At 63.0% G+C, this 25244-nt stretch carries 3 protein-coding genes and 1 pseudogene; all 4 read left to right on the plus strand.

Translation table 11 applies throughout. The features are described from left to right. Nucleotides 1-739 precede the first annotated feature (739 nt). The 4 genes and pseudogenes from FBY12_RS00230 (at nt 740) to FBY12_RS00245 (ending at nt 25240) form a co-directional block, all read left to right on the plus strand. Nucleotides 740-13714: a non-ribosomal peptide synthetase gene (locus tag FBY12_RS00230; protein ID WP_145249957.1), complete on the plus strand. Its 12975-nt coding sequence runs from the start codon at nt 740-742 to the stop codon at nt 13712-13714. Nucleotides 13715-13764: 50 nt separating this feature from the next. Continuing rightward, nucleotides 13765-22059, plus strand: a pseudogene (locus tag FBY12_RS00235) (amino acid adenylation domain-containing protein); the annotation flags it as partial. A 71-nt stretch (nt 22060-22130) separates the two neighbouring features. Further along, nucleotides 22131-23279, plus strand: a complete 1149-nt coding sequence (gene macA, locus FBY12_RS00240) for a macrolide transporter subunit MacA (protein WP_145249963.1) — start codon at nt 22131-22133, stop codon at nt 23277-23279. Between the two features lie 2 nt (nt 23280-23281). Beyond that, nucleotides 23282-25240, plus strand: coding sequence for a MacB family efflux pump subunit (locus FBY12_RS00245; protein WP_145249966.1), 1959 nt, complete (start codon nt 23282-23284; stop codon nt 25238-25240). Nucleotides 25241-25244 lie beyond the last annotated feature (4 nt).

Raw genomic sequence — 25244 nt, forward strand, 5'->3', positions numbered from 1 at the left:
TGTCAGGCACCATCAATTTCGATTGGATAGACGCCTTCGCGAGCAAGCTCTGCTCCTACAGGCTCTATCGAGCGTTTACCCGATTGGCGTAACGCCGCAAACCCCTGTAGGAGCGAGGCTTGCCCGCGAAAGCGTGGTGTCAGGCACCATCAATTTCGACTGAATAGACGCCATCGCGAGCAAGCTCTGCTCCCACAGGGTTATCGAGCGTTTACCCGATTGGCGTAACGCCGCAAAACCCCTGTAGGAGCGAGGCTTGCCCGCGAAAGCGGTGGGTCAGTCAACATCAATATCGACTGGATAGACGCCTTCGCGAGCAAGCTCTGCTCCTACAGGGTTATCGAGCGTTTACCCGATCGGCGTAACGCCGCAAAACCCCTGTGGGAGCGAGGCTTGCCCGCGAAAGCATCCGCCCAGTCAACATCATTGTTGAATGGATAGACGCCATCGCGAGCAAGCTCTGCTCCCACAGGTTTTGCGTTGGTCATACGCCGCGCCCCGATCTTCCAAACGCAGATCAGTGGGGGTCTTGCGTTGGTGGGCATGCGGCTTGTCCCGGCTTCCCGTGTCAGACGCCTTCGCGCGGATGTTTTAGTTTTTCAGGCCTGATGGAGCAGTGTCTTTTTACTTTTTGAGCATGACGGCCAAACAGACTTTCAGGTTGTCGCGCGGGCGTGGATGCGTCGCTGGAACCGGGTCTTGCCGTTACTCGTTTTTTGAACCAAGGAGCAGGTTACCCATGCAGTTCAGCGAATTGATGGCCGTTATTTCCACCTACGCGATTCGTCTTCAGCGCGAAGAGGATGATCTGGTCATTCTGGGTGACGATGAAGCGCTGGACGACGCGCTGTGGGACAACCTGCTGCGGCACAAGACGCAATTGCTCGAACTGGTCGCGCGCAACGGTGGCGACTGGTTAAGCCCGGCGTTTCGCATCACCCCGGACATGCTGCCGCTGGTGCAACTCGACCAGCCGAGCATTGACCGCATCGTCGCCGGCGTGCCCGGCGGCGCGGCCAATGTGCAGGATATTTACCCGCTGGCGCCGCTGCAGGAAGGCATGCTCTACCATCATTTGTCGGCGCAACAGGGCGACCCTTACGTGTTGCAGGCGCAATTCGCCTTCGACAGCCGCGAGCGTTTCAACGCCTTCGCCGAAGCGCTGCAATGGGTGATCGACCGCCACGACATTCTGCGCACCGCGCTGGTCTGGGAACGCCTCGACCAGCCGTTGCAAGTGGTCTGGCGCCACGCGCAACTGGTCTGCGAAGAGGTCCGACTGGCGGCAGCCCAGGGCGACAGCCTCAGCCAATTGCAAAGCCGTTTTGACCCGCGCCACTATCGGCTCGATCTGCGTCAGGCACCGCTGTTGCGGCTGGTATTTGCCAAGGATCCCAGTCAAAAACGCCTGGTGGCGATGCTGCTGTTCCATCACACGGTGATGGACCACACCGCGCTCGATGTGGTGCGTCGCGAGTTGCGCGCCAGGTTGCTTGATCAAACCGAGCTGTTGGGCCAACCGGTGCCGTTTCGCAATCACCTGGCGCAGGCGTTGAGCGGCAGTAGCGAGCAGCAACATGAAGCGTTCTTCCGCGACATGCTTGGCGATATCGACGAGCCGACATTGCCCTTCGGATTGCAGGATGTGCAGGGCGATGGCCGCAACATCGAACAGTCGCGGGTAGCTGTGGACAGCGCGTTGAGCCTGCGCTTGCGCGCGCAGGCGCGACACCTTGGGGTCAGCGCCGCGAGCCTGATGCACCTCGCGCAGGCCTTGATGCTGAGCAAGGTGTCGGCTGCTGAGTCGGTGGTGTTCGGCACCGTGCTGCTCGGGCGAATGGACGCCGGCGCCGGCTCGGATCAGGCACTGGGGATCTTCATCAACACCTTGCCGTTACGCGTCGACATCGACGCGCAAAGTGTCCGCGCCGCAGTGAAAACCACGCACCTGCGCCTGACCGCATTGCTCGGCCATGAGCACGCATCGCTGGCGCTGGCGCAACGTTGCAGTGGCGTGACCGCACCGACGCCGCTGTTCAGTGCGATTCTCAACTACCGGCACACCGACGCGGTCGATGTCGCGGACGTCATCGACATTGCCCCGGGCATTCAGGTGCTGGCCTCCGAGGAACGCACCAACTATCCGCTGACGGTCAACGTCGACGATCTCGGCGACGACTTCTCGGTGACGGTGATGGTCGCCTGCTCGATTGGCGCCACGCGGGTCGCACGTTACCTGCAAACCGCGCTGGAAAGTCTGGTTCAGGCGCTCGAAGCAACACCCGAGATCGCCGTGCAAACCCTGAATATTCTGCCGGCCAGCGAACGTCATCATCTGCTGCACACCCTGAATGCACCCCAAGGCGAGTACGCCGATGCTTCGCTGATTCATCATCAGGTCGAAACCCAAGCCGCCGTGCGCCCGGACGCGATCGCGGTGATGTATGAGCACTGGAACCTGACGTACGGCGCGCTCAATCAGCGCGCCAATCAGGTTGCGCATCAATTGTTGAGCCTCGGCGTGCGCCCGGATGATCGCGTGGCGATTTGCGTCGAGCGCGGTCTGGACATGCTCATCGGCCTGCTCGGCATCCTCAAGTCCGGCGCCGCTTATGTACCGATTGACCCGGCCTATCCGCTCGAGCGAATTGCCTACACCCTGAGCGACAGCGCGCCGGTCGCGGTGCTGGTGCAGCCAGCCACGCTGGCGCTGGTTGGCCAACTGACGGTGCCGGTCATCGATCTGCAAAGTCGCGAATTGCGCGACCAGACCACCACTAATCCGCACGTCCCTGCGCTGACTGCCGCCAATCTCGCCTATGTGATTTACACCTCCGGCTCGACCGGTTTACCCAAAGGCGTGATGGTCGAGCATCGGCAAGTCGCGCGGCTGTTTTCGGCGACGCGTGACTGGTTCGACTTCAATCGGCAAGACGTCTGGGCGCTGTTCCATTCCTTTGCGTTCGACTTTTCGGTCTGGGAAATCTGGGGCGCGCTGGCGCACGGCGGGCAATTGCTGGTGGTGCCGCAACTGGTCAGCCGCTCGCCGGACGAGTGCTACGCGTTGCTCTGCGAGGCCGGCGTGAGCATCCTCAACCAGACGCCGAGCGCCTTTCGCCAATTGATCGTCGCTCAGGGCAACAGCCAACAGAAACACTCGCTGCGCCAGGTTATTTTCGGCGGCGAAGCGCTCGATCCCGGCATCCTCAAACCGTGGTATGGCCGGGTCGCCAACGCCGGCACGCAACTGGTCAACATGTACGGCATCACCGAAACCACGGTGCACGTGACGTACCACCCACTGGAAGCGGCGGACAGCCAATTGACCGGCGTCAGCCCGATTGGCCGACGCATTCCCGACCTGCAACTGTACGTGCTCGACGCCCGCCGCGAGCCGGTGCCGGCCGGGGTGATTGGCGAGTTGTACGTCGGCGGCGCCGGGGTCGCGCGCGGTTACCTGAACCGCGCCGAACTGAGCGCCGAACGCTTCATCGCCGACCCGTTCAGCGGCCGCGCCGATGCGCGGCTGTACAAGACCGGCGACCTCGCGCGCTGGAGCGGCGATGGCAGCCTGCACTACTTGGGGCGTAACGATGATCAAGTGAAGATCCGTGGTTTTCGCATTGAACTTGGCGAGATCGAAGCGCGATTGCTCACGCATCACGGCGTGCGCGAAGCGCTGGTGGTCGCCCGCGAAGACACACCGGGTGATTTGCGTCTGGTCGCTTATCTGATTGCCGAGCCAAATGCCGCTGCAAACGCCGAGCCGAGCGCCGCCGAATTGCGCGATCACTTGCTGCGCTCATTGGCCGAATACATGGTGCCGAGCGCGTTTGTCCTGCTCGATCATTTCCCCTTGACCACCCACGGCAAACTCGACCGCAAAGCCTTGCCGGCGCCGGACGCCGAGGCCGTTGCCCGTCGCGATTATCAGGCCCCGGAGGGCGAGGTCGAGCGTGCGATTGCCGCGATCTGGCGCGACTTGCTCAACCTCGAACAGGTCGGGCGGCACGATAACTTTTTCGAACTCGGCGGCCATTCGCTGTTGGCGGTGAAGCTGATCGAACGCATGCGGCAGTTGGAATTGGCCGCCGACGTGCGCGTGCTGTTTGGCCAACCGACCCTCGCCGCACTGGCGGCAGCGGTCGGCGGCCAGCAGCAGGTGCGCGTGCCGACCAATCGCATTGCCGCTGATTGCCCGCGCATCACCCCGGAGTTGTTGCCACTGGCGACGCTCGACCAAGCGGCCATCGACCAGATCGTCGACAGCGTGCCGGGCGGCGTGGCCAATGTGCAGGATATTTATGCGCTCGCGCCGTTGCAGGCCGGGATTCTTTATCACCATTTGGCCGCGACCGAGGGCGACCCTTACGTGTTGCAGGTGCAGTTTGCGTTTGACGGCCTGAAGCAGATCAAAGCTTTTGTACGTGCGCTGCAAGCAGCGATCCAGCGCCACGATATTTTGCGCACCAGCGTGCATTGGCAAGGGCTCGACGAAGCGGTGCAAGTGGTCTGGCGGCAGGCGCCGCTGGCGCTGGAACGCGTCGATGCCGACCCGCAGGACGGTGACGTGCTGCAACAGATGCAGGCACGCTTCGACCCGCGGCACTATCGCCTCGATTTCAGCAAAGCCTCGCTGATGCGCTTCGCCTATACGCATGACCCGGATCACTCTCGCTGGATCGGCATTCTGTTGCTGCATCACCTGGTGCTCGACCACACCGCGCTCGACGTCCTGGTGCAGGAACTCAGCGCCAGCCTCTGCGGCCAGGCGCTGCCGCCAACCGCTGCGGTGCCGTATCGCAACTATGTGGCGCAGGCACGGTTGGGCGTGAGCGAGGCTGAGCACGAAGCATTTTTCAGCGAAATGCTCGGCGATATCGATGAGCCTACCCTGGCGTTTGCCTTGCCGGATGTCAATGGCGACGGCAGCGGCATCGAGCAAGCGCAGCAAAACCTCGACGCCACGCTGAGCCGGCGGTTGCGCGAGCAGGCGCGCACGTTGGGCGTGAGCGCGGCGAGCATCGTGCACTTGGCGTGGGCGCAGGTGTTGGGCCAGGTCACGGGTCGAGAAGACGTAGTGTTCGGCACGGTTTTACTCGGGCGGATGCAGGGCGGTGAGGGCGCCGACCGCGCGTTGGGCATGTTCATCAATACCTTGCCGTTGCGCGTGAATGTCGGCGCCAGCGGCGTGCAGGCCGGTGTGCGCGCGACCCATGCGCGGCTCTCGCAATTGCTCGGCCACGAACACGCTTCGTTGTCGCTGGCGCAGCGTTGCAGCGGCGTGCCGGCCTCGTTGCCGTTGTTCAACAGCTTGCTCAACTATCGCCACAGTGCGGCGGGCCAAAATGACGCGGACGACGCTGCCGCCAGTCCGCTGGGCTGGGAAGGTATCGAGATTCTGCAATCGCAGGAGCGCAGCAATTATCCGTTGGTGCTCAGCGTCGACGACCTCGGCGAGGGCTTTCGCCTGGTGGTGCAAACCCACGCCGAGGTCGGCGCGCAGCGGGTCGGCGACTATATGTATGGCGCCTTGCAGCAACTGGTCAATGCACTGGAACAGGCGCCGGGCGCCGCGCTTAATGGCTTGTCGATTTTGCCGGCGCACGAGCGTGAACAAGTCCTGCGCACCTTCAACCACACCGACGCCGACTACCCGAGCGCGCAAACCTTGCACGGGATGTTCGAGGCGCAGGCGCAATTGCGCCCGTATGCGCTGGCGGTGATTCAGGGTTCGCAGCGGCTCAATTATCAGCAACTCAACCAGCGCGCGAATCAGTTGGCGCATCACTTGCTGCAACACGGCGTGCAGCCCGACGACCGCGTGGCGCTTTGCGTGCGGCGCGGGCCAGAGATGCTCGTCGGCCTGCTGGCAATTCTCAAGTCTGGCGCCGGTTACGTGCCGATTGACCCGGCGTACCCGGCCGAACGCATCGCTTACCTGTTGCAGGACAGCGCGCCCGTCGCCGTGCTGGCGCAGAGTGCCACGCGCGGTTTGCTCGGTGATGTCGCCGCGATAGATCTGGATTCGTCCACATGGCAACAACAACCAATCAGCAATCCGCAGCTTGCGCGGCTGTCCCCGGCGCACCTCGCTTACGTGATTTACACCTCCGGCTCGACCGGTTTACCCAAAGGCGTGATGGTCGAACACCGCACCGTGGAAAACCTCGTGCACTGGCATTGCGAGGCGTTTTATCTGGGCCAGGACAGCCAGACCTCAAGCGTCGCCGGGTTTGGTTTTGATGCGATGGCGTGGGAAGTCTGGCCAGCGCTGTGCAGCGGCGCGACCCTGCATTTGCCGCCGGCGGATGTCGGCAACGAGAACATCGATGAACTGCTGATTTGGTGGCAGGCGCAGCCACTGGACGTAAGTTTTCTGCCGACGCCGGTGGCCGAATACGCCTTCAGCCAAAACCTCGAGCATCCAACGTTGCGCACGCTGCTGATTGGCGGCGACCGTTTGCGCCAGTTCGCCAAAGCGCAGACCTTTGAGGTGATCAACAACTACGGTCCGACCGAAGCCTCGGTCGTCGCGACGTCGGGACGGGTGAACGTCGGCGAGCCGTTGCACATCGGCCAGCCCATTGCCAATGCGCGGGTTTACTTGCTTGATCAACAACAACGTCCGGTGCCGATTGGCGTGGCTGGCGAGTTGTACGTGGCGGGCGCCGGGGTGGCGCGCGGGTATCTGAATCGTGCGCAAATGACCGCCGAACGTTTTCTCCGCGATCCGTTTGTGCATCATTCGCGGATGTACCGCACCGGCGACCTCGCGCGGTGGTTGGCCGACGGCAGCCTCGAATACCTCGGTCGCAATGACGACCAGGTGAAAATCCGCGGCATGCGCATCGAGTTGGGCGAGATCGAAACCGCGCTGGCAACCCACGCCGGGATCAAGGAAACCGTGGCGCTGGTGCGCGACGAACGCCTGATCGTGTGGTTCGTCGAACACACGCCGCTGCTGATCGAGGACCTGCGCGAACATCTGCAAAATCAGTTGCCGGAGTACATGGTGCCGTCCGCCTATGTGCGCCTCGACCATTTGCCGCTGACCGCCAACGGCAAACTTGATCGCAAGGCTTTGCCGGAGCCCGACCAAACCGCGCTGCTGAACCGCGAATACGAGGCGCCGCAAGGCAGGGTCGAAGCGGCGCTGGCGCAAATCTGGGCCGACGTGCTCAAGGTTGAACGTGTCGGCCGGCAAGACAATTTCTTTGAACTCGGCGGCCATTCGCTGCTTGCCGTCAGCCTGATCGAACGCATGCGCCAGCAAGGCTTGAGCGCCGACGTGCGCGTGCTCTTTAGCCAACCGACATTGGCTGCGCTGGCCGCTGCGATTGGCAGTGGTCGCGAAATTGCGGTCCCGGCCAATCCGATAACCGAGGGTTGCCTGCGCATCACCCCAGACCTGTTGCCGCTGGTAGATCTGGATCAGGACGCAATCGACCAGGTAGTCGCCAGCGTGCCCGGCGGTGCGGCCAACGTGCAGGACATTTACCCGCTCGCGCCGTTGCAGGAAGGCATTCTTTATCACCACCTCAGCGCGACTCACGGCGATCCGTATCTGCTGCAAACGCAACTGGCGTTCGACAGCTTCGAACGCCTGCAAGCGTTCACCAACGCGCTGCAAAAAGTCATCGACCGCCACGACATTTTGCGTACCGGCGTGGTGTGGCAAGGGTTGCAGCAGCCGCTGCAAGTGGTCTGGCGCGAGGCGCGCTTGCCGGTTACAGAAGCCCCGGTTACACAAGCGCCGGTCGCTCAGTTGCCCGGACGCCTCGACATCAGCCAGGCGCCGCTGATTCGGATGATTTACACGCGGGACCCGGCGTCGCAACAACCCATAGAAGCGACGCTGCTGTTCCATCATCTGGTGCTGGACCACATGGCGATGGACGTGGTCGGGCAGGAAATTCAGGCGTTTCTGCTTGACCCGAGCGCGCAACCGGGCGCCGCCGTGCCGTATCGCAACTATGTGGCGCAGGCGCGGTTGGGCGTCAGTCAGGACGAGCACGAAGGGTTTTTCAGCGAGATGCTTGGCGACATTGATGAACCGACGCTGCCGTTCGGTTTGCACGACGTCAGCGGTGACGGCAGCGATATCGAAGACGCGCAATTGACCCTGGACGATGCCTTGAGCCAGCGTTTGCGCGAACAGGCGCGGCAAATCGGGGTCAGCGCCGCCAGCGTGCTGCACCTGGCGTGGGCGCAGGTGTTGGGGCAGGTTACCGGGCGCGAAGACGTGGTGTTCGGCACCGTGCTGCTCGGTCGCATGCAGGGCGGCGAGGGCGCCGACCGCGCGCTCGGAATGTTCATCAATACCCTGCCGTTGCGCATCAGCGTCGATGCGGTCGGCGTGCAATCGGCGGTCCGTGCCACCCACGCGCGACTCTCGCAATTGCTCGGTCACGAACATGCCTCGCTGTCGCTGGCCCAGCGTTGCAGCTGCGTGCCTGCGTCATTGCCATTGTTCAGCGCACTGCTCAACTATCGGCTGAGCGCGGCGGACGACGGTGGCCAGCGCTTTGTCGGTTGGCCCGGCATCGAGGTGTTCAATGTGCGCGGGCGCAGCAATTACCCGTTGGTGCTCAACGTCAACGATGCCGGTGAAGGCTTTCGACTGGGCGTGCAAACGCTGGCCTCGGTCGGCGCCGGGCGAGTGGCCGAATACGTTTACACCGCGCTTGAACAACTGATCCACGCGCTGGAACAGACCCCGCAACGGGCGCTCAACGAGTTGTCGATCCTGCCGGCGCACGAACGCGTGCAAGTGCTGCAAACCTTCAACATTACCGACACGCATTATCCGAGCCCGCAGACCTTGCACGGTTTGTTTGAAGCCCAAGCGCAGTTGCGCCCGTATGCGCTGGCGGTGGTTCAGGGCTCGCAGGAGCTGAACTATCAGCAACTCAACCGCCGCGCCAACCAGTTGGCCCATCATCTGGTCCAGCACGGGGTCAAACCGGATGACCGCGTGGCGCTCTGCGTGCGGCGCGGGCCGGACATGCTTGTGGGGCTGTTGGCGATTCTCAAGGCGGGCGGCGGTTACGTGCCGATTGATCCGGCGTACCCGCCCGAACGCATCGCTTATCTGTTGCAGGACAGCGCGCCTGTCGCGGTGTTGGCGCACAGTACAACCCGCGCTTTGCTCGGTGACATCCCGCTGATCGACCTCGACGGGGCGACCTGGCAACAACATTCAATCGCCGATCCGCTGATCGCCGGTTTGAGCCCGGCGCACCTCGCGTATGTGATCTACACCTCGGGTTCGACCGGGTTGCCGAAAGGCGTGATGGTCGAGCATCACACCGTGGAAAACCTCGTGCACTGGCACTGCGCAGCGTTTGATCTGGGCCAGGACAGCCAGACCTCCAGCGTCGCCGGTTTTGGTTTTGATGCGATGGCGTGGGAGGTTTGGCCAGCGCTTTGCAGCGGCGCAACCTTGCATTTGCCGCCGGCGGATGTCGGCAACGAGAACATCGATGAGCTGTTGAATTGGTGGCAAGCGCAGCCGCTGGACGTGAGTTTCCTGCCGACGCCGGTGGCCGAATATGCCTTCAGTCAACACCTCGAACACCCGACCTTGCGCACGTTGCTGATCGGCGGCGACCGTTTGCGTCAGTTCACCCGCCAGCAAACCTTTGAAGTGATCAATAACTACGGTCCGACTGAGGCTTCGGTAGTCGCGAGCTCGGGACGGGTCAATGTTGGCGAGCCGCTGCATATCGGCCAGCCCATCGCCAATGCGCGGGTTTATTTGCTCGATGCACAGCAACGACCAGTACCAATTGGCGTGGCCGGCGAGCTGTACGTGGCGGGTTCTGGAGTTGCGCGGGGTTATCTGAATCGTCCTGAGCTGACCGCCGAGCGCTTCCTTGAGGATCCTTTTGTCGAGCATTCGCGGATGTACCGCACCGGCGATCTGGCGCGGTGGCTGGCGGACGGGCGGATTGAATACCTCGGTCGCAACGACGATCAGGTAAAAATTCGTGGCATGCGCATCGAACTGGGCGAGATTGAAGCGGCGTTGTCCAGTCACGCCGGGATCAAAGAGGCTGTGGCGCTGGTGCGCGACGAGCGCCTGGGCGTCTGGTTCGTCGAGCACACGCCGCTGCTGATCGAGGATTTGCGCAGTTATTTGCAGGGGCAATTGCCGGATTACATGGTGCCTTCAGCGTATGTGCGCCTCGCCCAGCTGCCGCTGACCGCCAACGGCAAACTCGACCGCAAGGCCTTGCCCGAGCCGGACCAAACAGCGCTGTTGAATCGCGAGTACGAGGCGCCGCAAGGCCCGGTCGAAGAGGCGTTGGCGCAAATCTGGGCCGACGTGCTCAAGGTTGAACGCGTCGGCCGGCAAGACAATTTCTTCGAACTCGGTGGCCATTCGTTGCTCGCCGTCAGCCTGATCGAACGCATGCGCCAGCAAGGTTTGGGCGCCGACGTGCGTGTGCTGTTCAGCCAACCGACATTGGCGGCGCTGGCCGCTGCGATTGGCAGTGGCCGCGAAATCGTGGTCCCGGCCAATCGGATAACCGCGGGTTGCCAGCACATTACCCCAGACCTGTTGCCGCTGGTCGAGCTCGATCAAGCCACCATCGACCAAGTGCTCGCCAACGTGCCCGGTGGCGCCGCCAACGTGCAGGACATTTACCCGCTCGCGCCGTTGCAGGAAGGCATTCTTTATCACCACATCACTTCCGAGCAGAGCGACCCGTACCTGCTGCAATCGGCGCTGGCGTTCGACAGCCTCGAGCGCCTGCAAGCGTTCGCCCAGGCGTTGCAAAAAGTCATCGACCGTCACGACATCCTGCGCACGGCGGTGGTTTGGCAAGGGTTGAGCCAGCCACTGCAAGTGGTCTGGCGTCAGGCGCAATTGCTGTTGCTGGAGGCCCCGGTCGAGCAACTGCCCGAGCGCCTCGACCTGACCCAGGCACCGCTGATTCGCCTGTTCTACACGCGCGATTCGTCGCGACAACGGGTCGCCGCGACGCTGTTGTTCCACCACATCGCCCTCGACCACACCGCGCTGGACGTGGTGCGTGGCGAAATTCACGCCTTGTTGTTCGGTGGCGGGCAACTGCCCGGCGCGGCGATGCCTTATCGCAATTACGTGGCCCAGGCGCGGCGCGGCGTCAGCGAGGAGGAACACGAAGGCTTTTTCCGCGACATGCTCGGCGACATCGACGAGCCGACGCTGCCGTTCGGTTTGCACAATGTGCAAGGGCATGCCGCCGACATCGAGCAGGCGCGACAAGCATTGCCGGTAGAGTTGAGCCAGCGTCTGCGCGTGCAAACGCGGCTGCTTGGGGTCAGCGCCGCCAGCCTGTTTCATCTCGCTTGGGCGCAGGTGCTGGGCGCCACTTCGGGCAAGGACTCGGTGGTTTTCGGCACGGTGTTGATGGGCCGCATGCAGGGCGGCGAGGGTGCCGACCGTGCCTTGGGTCTGTTCATCAATACCTTGCCGTTGCGCGTGGATCTCGGTGACAACGCCGTGCACGATGCGCTCAAAGCGACCCATGCGCGGCTCAGCGCGTTGCTTGGCCACGAACATGCGTCGCTGGCACTCGCGCAACGTTGCAGCGCGGTGGCGGCGCCATTGCCGCTGTTCAGCGCGATGCTCAATTATCGCCACAGCGAACCGCAGCAGTCCGCGCAAAACCAGTGGCCCGGCATTCAAACGCTGACCAGCGAAGAACGCACCAACTACCCGCTGACGCTGAATGTCGATGACTTTGGCGAAGGCTTCATGCTCAGCGCGATGACCCTGGCCGAGGTCGGCGCCCAGCGCATCTGCGATTACCTGCACACGGCGCTGCAAGGTCTGGTCGATGCGCTGGAGCAGGCGCCGCAACGCGCGCTCAATCGCTTGCCGGTCCTTACTGCGCGCGAGCGTGAACACCTGCTGTTTGAACTGAATGCCACTGAAGCCGATTACCCGCTGGAGCAAACCGTTCATGGCTTGTTCGAAGACCAGGCGCAACGCACGCCGCAGGCGCTGGCGGTGCTCGCCGGCCCGCAACGCCTGAGCTATCGCCAGCTGAATGAGCGCGCCAACCAACTGGCCCATCATTTGCGCGAACTAGGTGTCGGGCCGGATTCGCGGGTGGCGATCTGCGTCGAGCGCGGGCTCGACATGGTCGTCGGCCTGCTGGCCATTCTCAAGGCTGGCGGCGGTTATGTGCCGCTCGACCCGAGCTATCCGCTGGAGCGTCTGGCCTACATGCTTGAAGACTGCGCGCCGGTCGCGGTGCTGGTGCAAAGTGCCACGCGTGGTTTGCTCGGTGCCGTTGCAGTGCCGGTGATCGATCTCGAGGTTGATCAGTCGCTGTGGCAAGCGCAGCCAATCGCCAATCCGCAGGTTGCGGCGCTGACGCCGCGACACACGGTGTACGTGATTTACACCTCGGGCTCGACCGGTCAACCCAAAGGCGTGATCAACGAACACCGCGCGGTGGTCAACCGTTTGCTGTGGATGCAGGACGCTTACAACCTGACGCCGAGCGACGCAGTGCTGCAGAAAACCCCGTTCAGTTTCGACGTGTCGGTGTGGGAATTCTTCTGGCCGCTGATGACCGGCGCGCGCCTGGTGATGGCGCGCCCGGAAGGGCACAAGGACCCGGCCTACCTCTGCGAAGTGATTGCCGCCGAGCAGATCACCACGTTGCACTTTGTGCCGTCGATGCTTGACGTGTTCCTCGCCCACGGCGACGTCGCTGCCTGCCACGGGGTGAAAAACGTGATGTGCAGCGGCGAAGCGTTGCCGGGCAGTGTGGTGCGGCGTTTCCACGCGCAATTACCCGCCACTCAGTTGCACAATCTCTATGGCCCGACCGAAGCTGCGGTTGACGTCACCGCGTGGCATTGCGCCGGGCCTTCAACGCAAGTGCCGGACAACACGCCGATTGGCAAACCGATTGCCAACACGCGCATTTATTTGCTCGACGCGCACCGGCAACCGGTGCCGCTGGGGGTGATCGGCGAGTTGTACATCGGCGGCGTGCAAGTCGCCCGGGGTTACCTGAACCGCGCGCAACTCAACGCCGAACGCTTTCTCCAGGACCCGTTCAGCGACGATCCAAACGCGCGCATGTACGGCACCGGCGACGTTGCGCGGTATCGCGCCGACGGCAACATCGAGTACCTGGGACGCAACGATGACCAAGTGAAAATCCGTGGTTTGCGCATCGAACTCGGGGAAATCCAGGCGCGGCTGACTCAGTGCAGCGGCGTGCAGGAAGCCGTGGTCCTCGCTCGCGAAGACGTGCCCGGCGATAAACGCCTGGTCGCCTGGTACACCGGCATCGCGCAGGACATCGAAGCGCTGCGCGGCGATTTGCTGCAACACCTGCCGGATTACATGGTGCCGGCACTGTTCGTCCACCTCGACGCCTTGCCGCTGAGCCCCAACGGCAAACTCGACCGCAAAGCCTTGCCGGCCCCAGGCCTGAGCGCAATGCAGGTCCGCGAATACCGGGCGCCGATTGGCGATACCGAAACACTGCTGGCGCGGCTCTGGGCCGAGTTGTTGCACGTCGAACAGGTCGGGCGCGACGACAATTTCTTCGAACTGGGCGGCCACTCGTTACTGGCCGTGAGCCTGATGGGCCGTTTGCGCCAGGAAGGTCTTGAAGCCGACGTGCGCACGTTGTTCGAACACCCGACGCTGGCGGGCTACGCCGCTGTAACCGAACGAATGGAGATCGTCCTGTGAGCGTGATCGAATTACTCGCGACACTCAAAGCCAAGGATATTCAGCTGTCGCTCAAGGGTGATCAGTTGCTGGTGCAAGGCAACAAACAGGCACTCAGCGAGCCGGCCATCCTCGCTTCGATGCGTGAACACAAACCGGCGCTGATCGCGATGATCCGCGCCGGGCAGTATTCGCCGAGCCGCGCCGGTTCGGTCGAGGTACCGGCCAACGCGATCCGCCCCGGCACCAAGCGCATCACCCCGTCGATGCTGACCTTGGCGACACTTGATCAGGCCGCCATCGAGCGCATCGTCGCCACCGTACCTGGCGGCGCGGCCAATGTGCAGGACATTTACCCGTTGGCGCCGTTGCAGGAAGGCATCCTGTTCCACCACGTCAGCGCCGTGCAGGGCGACCCGTACATCATGCAATCGCGGTTCGCGTTCGACAGCCGCGAACGCCTCGACGATTTTGTCCGCGCCTTGCAGGGCGTCATCGACCGTCACGACATCTTGCGCACCGGGGTGGTCTGGCAAGGACTGGAGCGACCGATGCAAGTGGTCTGGCGACAGGCGACGTTGCCGGTCGAAGCGTTGCACCTCGACCCGGCAAATGGCGAGATCGCTGATCAATTGCACCAGCGTTTCGACGGTCGGCGTTACCGAATTGACGTGACCCAGGCGCCGTTGCTGCGGCTGGTGCACGCGTGGGATGCAGCGAGCCAGCGCATCGTTGCGATGCTGATGTTTCACCACATGGCCCTCGACCACAGCGCGCTGGAAGTGGTGAGCCAGGAAATGCAGGCGTTCCTGCTCGGGCGCAGCGCACGGCTGGGTGCCGCAGTGCCGTTTCGCACTTATGTGGCGCAGGCGTTGCTCGGGGTCAGCGAACAGGAGCACGAAGGGTTTTTCCGCGAGATGCTCGGCGACATCGATGAACCGACATTGCCGTTCGGTTTGCAGGATGTGCAGGGCGACGGCCACGCCATCGAAGAGGCCAGCCTTGCGGTTGACGCTGAGCTGGGCCGGCGTCTGCGCACGCAAGCGCGGGTGTTGGGGGTGAGCGCGGCGAGCCTGTTTCACCTGGCGTGGGCGCAGGTGCTGGCGGTGGTGTCCGGCAAGCAGCGCGTGGTGTTCGGCACAGTGCTGATGGGGCGCATGCTCGGTGCCGACGCGACCGACCGCGCGCTGGGGATTTTCATCAATACCTTGCCGTTTCGCGTCGATGTCGGCGGCGAATCGCTGCACGCCGCAGTCAAGACGACCCATGCGCGCCTGACCACATTGCTGCGTCACGAACATGCGCCGCTGGCCCTGGCCCAACGCTGCAGCGCAGTCGTGGCGCCGACGCCGCTGTTCAGCGCATTGCTCAACTATCGGCACAGCACCTCCAGCGCCGCCAATGCCAGTGCCGAAGCGCTCGCGGCGTGGCGCGGCATCGAAGCGCTGAGCAGCGAAGAACGGACCAATTACCCGCTGACCTTGAGTGTCGATGACCTCGGCGAACATTTTGCCCTGACCGCACTGACGGCGCCCGGCATCGACGCGGCGCGCATCTGCGGTTACTTGCATCAGGCCCTGGAAAACCTCGTGGGTGCGCTTGAGCAACCGGCTGATGCGGCGCTCACGCGGTTGGCGATTATTCCGCCGAGCGAGCGCCGACAATTGTTGCTCGGCTTCAACGACACGCGCCGCGATTACCCGGATCAAATGACCGTGCACGGCGTGTTCGAAGCGCTGGCACTCGCGCAGCCCGAGGCGATTGCCGTGGTCCACGGCGAGCAAATCCTCAGTTATCGGCAACTGAATATCCGCGCCAATCGCCTCGCTCATCACCTGATCAGCGTTGGGCTCAAACCCGGCGACCACGTCGCGATCCTGATGGAGCGCTCGGTGGGTTTGCTGGTCAGCCAAGTGGCGATCAGCAAGTGCGCGGCGGCCTATGTGCCGCTGGATATTCACGCGCCGGCCGAGCGCCAGCGGTTTATGGTCGAGGACAGCCAGGCGTACTGTGTGCTGAGCCCGGCCAGCGCCACGCTTGATTTTCCCGCCCGGCGCATCGACCCCGAACAGTTGCCGCCCGGCGAAGCGTTGCCGACGCACAATCCGCAACTGCCGCAGTCCTCGGAAGCGCTGGCGTACATCATGTACACCTCCGGTTCGACCGGCACGCCAAAAGGCGTATTGGTCCCGCACCGGGCGATCACGCGGCTGGTGATCAACAACGGTTACGCCGATTTCAATCCGCAGGAACGCGTGGCGTTTGCCTCCAATCCGGCATTCGACGCGAGCACCATGGACGTCTGGGGGCCGTTGCTCAATGGCGGACAAGTGCTGGTAATTGATCGGCAGACGCTGCTCGATCCCACGCGTTTCGGTGAGGTATTGAGTCAGGCCGGGGCAACCGTGTTGTTTGTCACCACGGCGTTGTTCAACCAGTACGTGCAGCTGATTCCCGAAGCGCTGAAGGGCTTGCGAATTCTGCTGTGCGGCGGCGAGCGCGCGGACCCGGCGGCGTTTCGGCGCTTGCTCGCATTTGCTCCGGATTTACGTTTGGTGCATTGCTACGGACCCACGGAAAGCACCACTTACGCCACCACTTATGAAGTGAAATCCTTAGCGGCCGACGCCGACAGCGTGCCGATTGGCCGGCCGATTTCCAACACGCAGATTTATCTGCTGGACACTTTTCAGCAACCGGTGCCCATCGGCGTTGTCGGCGAAATCTGCATCGGCGGGCAGGGCGTGGCCAAGGGGTATTTAAATCGCCCGGAGCTGACCGCCGAAAAGTTTGTGCCTGACGTGTTCAGCGGCAATTCCCAGGAATTGCTGTACCGCACCGGCGACCTCGGCCGCTGGAACGCGCAAGGCTTGCTGGAATGCCTTGGTCGTAATGACGACCAGGTGAAAATCCGTGGTTTTCGCATCGAGCTGGGTGAGATCGAAGCACGCTTGGCAACCTGTCCCGGAGTGAAAGATGTTGTCGTTCTGGCCCGCGAGGACGTGCCGGGGGACAAGCGTCTGGTGGCTTATTACACGGTGCACGGCGCGGCGTTGAGCGGCGAAAGCCTGCGCGCTCACCTGCAAAATTCGCTGCCGGACTACATGATCCCGTCCGCTTGCGTGCACCTGCCAACGCTGCCGCTGAACGCCAACGGTAAAGTCGAGCGCAGGGCCTTGCCGGCCCCCGATCACGCGGCGCTGCTGACCCGCGAATATCAGGCGCCGCAGGGCGAAATCGAAACCGTGCTGGCGCAGATCTGGGCCGAAGTGCTGCAAGTCGAGCAGGTCGGCCGCGAGGATCACTTTTTCGAACTGGGCGGCCATTCATTGTTGGCGATGCGCATGGTCTCGCGCGTTCGTCTGCGTTTGGGTGTCGAGCTGGCCCTGAATGAACTGTTCGCCAACCCGCAACTGAGCGCGGTCGCGCAGGTGCTGGCCGAGGCCGGGCGCAGCACCTTGCCAGCGATCATGGCTGGCGCGGATGACGAAGGATCGCCGCTGTCATTCGCGCAGCAGCGCTTGTGGTTTCTCGCGCAAATGGACGGCGGCAACAGCGCCTACAACATTGCGGCGAGCCTGAGGCTGCGCGGGCGGCTCGACGTCGCGGCGCTGCAACAGGCATTGGCGCGCATCGTCGAGCGGCACGCCACGTTGCGCAGCCGGTTTGTCGAGCATCAGGACCAGCCGCAGGTGTCGATCGACGCCACTGCGACGTTGCGTCTGCAAATCGAAGACTGGCGTGATCAGGCGCAATCGCCGCAGGCATTGAGCGCGCGGATTCAGGCCGAAGCGGTGCAGCCGTTTGATCTGAAGCATGGCCCGTTGATTCGCGGCAGTTTGCTGACCCTCGCCGATGATCACCACGTGTTGCTGCTGACCCTGCATCACATCGTTGCCGATGGCTGGTCGATGGGCGTGCTGACCGCTGAGTTGATCGCGTTGTATCAGGCATTCAGTCAGGGCGAGGCCGATCCGCTGCCGGCGCTGGCCGTGCAATATGGCGACTTTGCCCGGTGGCAGCGGCGCTGGTTGAGCGGCGAGGTGCTGCAACGCCAGAGCGAATATTGGCAACACGCGCTGGCCGGCGCCCCGGCGTTGTTGCTGTTGCCGACCGACCGGCCGCGCCCGGCGCAACAGGATTACGCCGGCAGCAGCGTCGACATTCGTCTCGATGAACAACTGACGACGGCGTTGAAGGCGTTGAGTCAGCGCCACGGCACCACGCTGTACATGACGCTGATGGCGGCGTGGGCCGCGGTGTTGAGTCGTCTGTCCGGGCAGGACGATGTGGTCATCGGTTCGCCGGCGGCCAATCGGCAGCGCGCCGAGGTCGAAGGTTTGATCGGCCTGTTCGTCAACACTCTGGCAGTGCGCATCGACACGTCCGGCGCGCTCGACGTCGCGGCGCTGCTGGCCCGGGTCAAGGCGCAAACCCTGGCAGCGCAGGCCCATCAGGACCTGCCGTTCGAGCAAGTAGTCGAAGTCACGCGACCCACGCGCAGCCTGGCGTACAGCCCGTTGTTCCAGACTTCGCTGGCGTGGCACAACCTCGAAAGCACGGCGTTGACCCTGGCGGACTTGCGTGTGGAAGGGCTGGCCGAAGCCAGTCATGTTGCCAAGTTCGATGTGTCGCTGAGCCTCGGCGAAGGGCAGGGCAGGATCAGCGGTGTGCTGGAATACGCGACGGCGCTGTTTGATCAATCGACAGCGCAGCGTTTTGCCGGTTATTTCAATCGGGTGTTGCAAGCGATGGTCGCCAATGACCAAGCGCTGCTGGCGCAGGTGGACTTGCTCGATGAGCCCGAGCGCCGGCAGTTGCTGGTGGATTTCAACGCCACCCACCGTGCTTATCCGCAGACACAAACGGTCCATCAACTGTTCGAAGCGCAAGTGCTGCTGCGCCCCGAAGCCTTGGCGGCGTTGGACGGCGCGCATTCGCAGGGCTGTGCCGCGTTGAGCTATGCCGCGTTGAATCAGCGCGCCAACCAACTGGCCCACCACTTGGTCAGCCTCGGCGTGGCGCCGGGCGACAGCGTGGCGATAGTGCTGGAGCGCTCGCTGGACTTGCTCGTCAGCCAATTGGCTGTGTGCAAATGCGCGGCGGTGTATGTGCCGCTGGACCTTAATGCCCCGGCCGAGCGCCAGGCCTTCATGTTGGGCGACAGCGGCGCCGTGTGCCTGTTAACCCGCAGCGGTCTTGCCAGCAACCTTGCCAGCAGCGGCGCGCTGCAACGGGTTGACCTCGACCGGCTGACGCTGACCGGCTTACCAACGCACAACCCGCAACTGCCGCAGTCCTCGGAAGCGGTGGCGTACATCATGTACACATCTGGTTCGACCGGCACGCCAAAAGGCGTATTGGTCCCGCACCGGGCGATCACGCGGCTGGTGCTGAATAACGGTTACGCCGATTTCAATCCGCAGGATCGCGTGGCGTTTGCCTCCAATCCGGCATTCGACGCGAGCACCATGGACGTCTGGGGGCCGTTGCTCAATGGCGGACAAGTGCTGGTGATCGACCATCAGACGCTGCTCGAACCGGCACGCTTTGGCCAAGTGCTGAGTGACGCCGGGGCGACTGTGTTGTTTGTCACCACGGCGTTGTTCAACCAATACGTGCAACTGATTCCCGAAGTGCTCAAGGGTTTGCGAATTTTGCTGTGCGGCGGCGAACGCGCGGACCCGGCGGCGTTTCGGCGCTTGCTCGCATTTGCTCCAGAACTGCGTTTGGTGCATTGCTACGGACCCACGGAAAGCACCACTTACGCGACCACTTACGAAGTGAAATCGTTAGCGGCCGATGCCGACAACGTGCCGATTGGCCGGCCGATTTCCAACACGCAGATCTATCTGCTGGACGCTTTTCGGCAACCCGTGCCAATCGGCGCCGTTGGCGAAATCTGCATCGGCGGGCAGGGTGTGGCCAAGGGGTATTTAAATCGCCCGGAGCTGACTGCCGAAAAGTTTGTGCCTGACGTGTTCAGCGCCGATCCCGACGCCTTGCTGTACCGCACCGGCGACCTCGGTCGCTGGAACGCGCAAGGCTTGCTGGAATGCCTCGGGCGAAATGACGATCAGGTGAAAATCCGTGGTTTCCGCATCGAATTGGGCGAGATCGAAGCCCGGCTGACCACCGCTAAAGGCGTCAAGGACGTGGTGGTGCTGGCCCGCGAGGACGCGCCGGGGGACAAGCGCCTCGTCGCTTATTACACCGCCGACGACGCGCTCGACATCGAACATCTGCGCACGCACCTTCAAGGGCAATTGCCGGACTACATGATCCCGGCCGCCTACGTACACCTGGCAAACCTGCCGTTGACCGCTAATGGCAAAGTCGATCGCAAAGCGTTACCCGCGCCGCAGCCAAGCGCAATGCTCAGCCGCGACTACGCGCCGCCCATTACGCCGTTGGAGCAGAACCTTGCGAGCTTGTGGGCCGAAGTGTTGACCGTGCAACGGGTCGGTCGTCACGACAACTTCTTCGAACTCGGCGGCCACTCGTTGTTGGCCGTGCGCTTGGTCAACCTGATGCAAAAGTCCGGTTTGCCGGTGACCCTAGCCGAGTTTTTCCAGCACGCCAGCATCGAGTCGATGGCGTTGTTCTTGAGCCAACGCTCAGGCGCTGCCGGCGATGATGAGCAACTGGTAAAAGTGCGCACTGGCGGCAGTCAGCCGCCGCTGTTTCTGGTGCATGAGTTCAGCGGTCAGGACCTATATTTTCCGGCACTCGGTCGGCACATCGCCGAGGGGATTCCGGTGTACGGTCTGCCGGGGCTGGCGCTCGGGGAGGAACAGTTGCAAACCATGCACTGTCTGGCGGCGCGGCTGGTAAAAATCATCCGTTCGGTGCAGCCGCACGGGCCTTATCGGCTGGCCGGCTGGTCTTTTGGCGGGGTGCTGGCTTACGAGATTGCCGCGCAATTGCTCGGTGCCGACGAAGCGGTGGAATTCCTCGGTTTGATCGACACTTATGTGCCGCGTCTGGCGGATCAGGGCAAGGCGCGTTGGTCCGATCACCATGCAACGAAACGCCAATTGCTGCTGCTGTGCACGCAATACTGGACCGGCCAGGGCGCTGCGGGTGAGGCCGCGCGCGGACAATTGCAGGCCCTTGAGCAATCCCTTGAACGGCTGGATTTCGATTCGCTGCTGCAAACCTGTCGTGAGCAGCAACTGTTGTACCCGCAAATCGCCGCTGCGGCGGACCGCGACGTGCGCCATTACCTGGAACGCGAGGTCGGTCACGGTCATGCCATGGCCCATTACAGCCTGGCGCCGCTGCCGGTGCCGCTGCATCTGTTCGTAGCGCAGGAGCGGCCGCCAGAGCTGGCGCATTTGAGCCAAACCCTCGGTTGGGCCGAGGTGGTGGCGCCCGAACGGCTGCAGTGCATTGGTGTGCCCGGCGATCACCAAAGCATGATGAAAGCGCCGCACATCGCCGCGCTGGGGCAGGCCATCAGCGCGGCGATCGAGGCTTCGGCAGCGTGGGTCAAAGCACAGCCGCCGTCGCGTCATCAACCGGTATTGCCGTTGCAGATCGGTCAACCGGGGCATGCGCCGATTTTCTGCGTGCCGGGCGCGGGCGACAGCGTCACCGGGTTTATCGGTTTGACCCAGGCGCTCGGGCCGCAGTGGCCGATCATCGGTCTGCAACCCCGAGGGCTGGACGGCGAAGCGGTGCCGCACAGCGCCGTCGAGAGCGCGGCCGAGCATTACCTCGAAGCGCTGCAACGACATTATCCAGACGGCCCTTTGCATCTGCTCGGCCACTCGTTCGGCGGCTGGGTCGCCTGTGAAATGGCCGCGCGGTTGCAAGCGCAGGGGCGTGAAGTGGCGTCGCTGACCTTGATCGACAGCGAATCACCCGGCGGCAACGGCGTGGTCGGCAAGCCGTACACCACCACGGCGGCGTTGCAGCGTTTGATCGAAGCCATGCAACTGGCCAGCGGCCAATCGCTGGGCATCGAACCGGCGCAGTTTGCCGACGCCGATGACGCCACGCAGTTGCAGCAATTGCACGCCGGCATGGTGCGCGTTGGGCTGATTCCGGCGCGTTCGACGGCGCAGTCGCTTCACGGCTTGGCGCGCACGTTCGCCACGGCGCTGCGCACGGTTTATCAACCGCGCCAGCCCTACACCGGCGCGGTGCGGCTGGTGCTCGCCGACGACCCGACACTGGATGCCGCCGGCAACCAGCGCGAACAAATGGCGATGCTCGAAGGCTGGCGCCAGCACTGTCGCGAGTTAGCGGTATGGCACGGGCCGGGCAACCATTTCACTTTGCTCAAACCCCCGCACGTGTTGCACCTGGCCGCGTGGTGGCGCGATGGTCTGGCGCTGCCGCGCGCCGCGCAGGTGTCTTGAATGCCGTTCGCTTGAACACAGGCCCGGCCGCTGCCGGTCGGGTCTGCCCTCAACGCTTTTTGTGGTCATTTATGGAAAAGTCGAAGCTACGCAAAATCGGTTTGGCGCTGGGACTGGCGGCGGTGGCCGGGTTGATTTTCTACACCGTGCAAGCACCGGCCGAGCCGCCGCAATACCTGCTGGCCAGCGTCGAGCGGGCGGACATCGAAAACGCCGTGTTGGCCACCGGTTTGCTCGAAGGCATCAAGCAGGTCGATGTCGGCGCGCAGGTGTCCGGGCAAATGAAGTCGCTCAAGGTCAAGCTCGGCGACAAGGTGAAAAAGGGCCAATGGCTGGCGGAAATCGATCCACTGGTGCTGCAGAACACCTTGCGCCAGGCCCAGGTCGACGAAGAAAACCTGCAAGCGCAACGCCGCGCCACGCTGGCCCAACTCAAACAGACGCAGGCGGTTTACACGCGTTATCGCGACTTGCAGGAAGACGCCTCGATCTCCCGACAGGATTTCGAAACCGCTGAATCCGCCTACGACGTGCAGCGCGCCAACCTGTTGTCCCTCGATGCGCAAATCAAGAGCGCGCACATTCAGATCGACACCGCCAAGGTCAATCTCGCCTATACGCGAATCGTCGCGCCGATTGACGGCGACGTGGTCGGCATCGTCACTCAGGAGGGGCAAACGGTGATCGCCCAGCAACTGGCGCCAGTGCTGCTGAAACTGGCGGACCTGGACACCATGACCGTCAAGGCGCAGGTCTCGGAAGCCGACGTGATTCACATCACGCCGGGGCAGGACGTTTATTTCACCATTCTCGGCGAGGACAAACGCTACTACGGCAAATTGCGCGGCACCGAACCGGCGCCGCAAAACTTCCTCGAAACCCAGACCGCCGGCACGCCGAAACAGAACACTGCGGTGTTCTACAACGCGCTGTTCGATGTGCCGAACCCGGACCACCGTTTGCGCATCGCCATGACTGCGCAGGTGCGCATCGTCCTCGACACCGCGACCTCGGTTTTGACCGTGCCGGTCGCGGCGCTCGGGCCGCGCAACAGTGACGGCACTTTTCCGGTGCGCGTGCTGGATGCCAAGGGCCAGGCGCAAACGCGCAACGTGCACACCGGGATCAACAACAACGTCAAAGTTCAGGTCAACCAAGGCCTGGCCGAGGGCGACAAAGTGGTGATTGGCGATCCGCTGCCCGCCGTGGCCGGGAGCTGAACATGAGCCAGCCATTACTCGAACTTCAGGGCATCACCCGCAGTTTCATGGCCGGCGAGCGTGAGTTTCTCGCGCTCAAGGACATCAGCCTGACGATCCATTCCGGGGAAATGGTGGCGATTATCGGCGCTTCCGGTTCCGGCAAATCGACCTTGATGAACATCCTCGGTTGCCTCGATTACGCAACGGCCGGCAGCTACAAAATCAATGGCCTGGAAACCCGAGAACTCGACGATCAGGCGTTGGCCGAGCTGCGCCGCGACTACTTCGGTTTCATCTTTCAGCGATACCACTTGCTGCCGCACCTGAGCGCGATGCACAACGTCGAGATGCCGGCGATCTATGCCGGCACCGCCGAGGTCAAACGGCATGGCCGCGCCAGGGACCTGCTGGCGCGGCTGGGCTTGTCCGGGCATCTGACGCATCGGCCGAGCCAGCTCTCGGGCGGGCAACAGCAGCGCGTGAGTATCGCCCGCGCCTTGATGAATGGCGGCGAAGTGATTCTCGCCGACGAGCCGACCGGTGCGCTCGACACCACCAGCGGCAAGGAAGTGATGCGCATCCTGCTGGAGCTGCACGCGGCCGGGCACACGGTGATACTCGTCACCCACGACCCGAAAGTCGCCGCCAACGCGCAACGGATCATCGAGGTCAGCGATGGCCAGATCCTCAGCGACCGGCGCAACGAACGCACCGAGCAGCCGTTGTCCTCCGAGCCATCAACCACGCTCAAACCGAACCGCACGCGGCGGCTGGTGGCGAGCCTCGGCTTGTTCAAGGAAGCGTTCAACATGGCGTGGGTGGCGCTGATTTCCCATCGCATGCGCACGCTGCTGACCATGCTCGGGATTGTCATCGGCATCACCTCGGTGGTGTCGATTTCGGCCATCGGCGAAGGCGCCAAGGGCTACGTCCTCAAGGACATTCAGGCGATTGGCAGCAACACCATCGACGTCTATTCCGGCACCAGTTTCGGCGACAGTCGGGCGACGGCGATAGAAACACTGGTGCCGGCGGACGTGCTCGCGCTGAGCCAGTTGTATTACGTCGACAGCGCCACCCCGGTGGTCGGGCGCAACCTGTTGCTGCGCTTTCGCAACATCGACCTGAATGCCCAGGTCAACGGCGTCAGCGATCAGTATTTCAAGGTCAAAGGTTTGAAAATGGCGGCCGGCATTGCCTTCAGCGAAAGCGATGCGCGGCGCCAGGCGCAAGTGGTGGTGATTGATCACAACACGCGTCTGCGGCTGTTCGGTGCCGGGGTCGATCCGCTGGGGCAGGTGATCCTGATCGGCAATTTGCCGTGCACGGTGATCGGCGTCACTGCCGAGAACAAGAACATCTTCGCCGCGAGCAAATTGCTCAACGTCTGGGTGCCGTACGAAACCGCCGCCGGACGTTTGCTGGGCCAGCGTTATCTGGACAGCATCACCGTGCGGATCAAGGACGGCCAGCCGAGCAAAGTGGTGGAAGATCACGTCAACAAGCTGTTGTTGCAGCGCCACGGCAGCAAGGATTTTTTCACCAACAACCTCGACAGCATCATGCAAACGGTGCAGAAAACCAGCCGTTCACTGGCGCTGTTGTTGTCGCTGATTGCGGTGATTTCGTTGCTGGTCGGCGGCATTGGCGTGATGAACATCATGCTGGTGTCGGTGACCGAGCGCACCCGCGAGATCGGCATCCGCATGGCGGTCGGCGCCCGCCAATCGGACATTCGCCAGCAATTTCTGGTGGAAGCGGTGATGGTTTGCCTGATTGGCGGGGTGATCGGTATTTCGTTGTCCTACGCTATCGGCTATCTGTTTTCGCTGTTCGTCAAGGAATGGCAAATGGTCTTCTCGATGGGCTCGATCATCACCGCGTTTGCCTGCTCGACATTGATCGGCATCGTTTTCGGTTTTGTCCCGGCGCGCAACGCGGCGCGCCTGGACCCGATTGAAGCGCTGGCGCGCGATTGAGCAC

Source organism: Pseudomonas sp. SJZ131, assembly GCF_007828705.1.
Classification (GTDB): domain Bacteria; phylum Pseudomonadota; class Gammaproteobacteria; order Pseudomonadales; family Pseudomonadaceae; genus Aquipseudomonas; species Aquipseudomonas prosekii.

Coding starts and splice junctions, on each gene's coding strand:
- FBY12_RS00245 (WP_145249966.1), top strand. CDS start 23,282: ATGAGCCAGCCATTACTCGAACTTCAGGGCATCACCCGCAGTTTCATG.
- macA (WP_145249963.1), top strand. CDS start 22,131: ATGGAAAAGTCGAAGCTACGCAAAATCGGTTTGGCGCTGGGACTGGCG.
- FBY12_RS00230 (WP_145249957.1), top strand. CDS start 740: ATGCAGTTCAGCGAATTGATGGCCGTTATTTCCACCTACGCGATTCGT.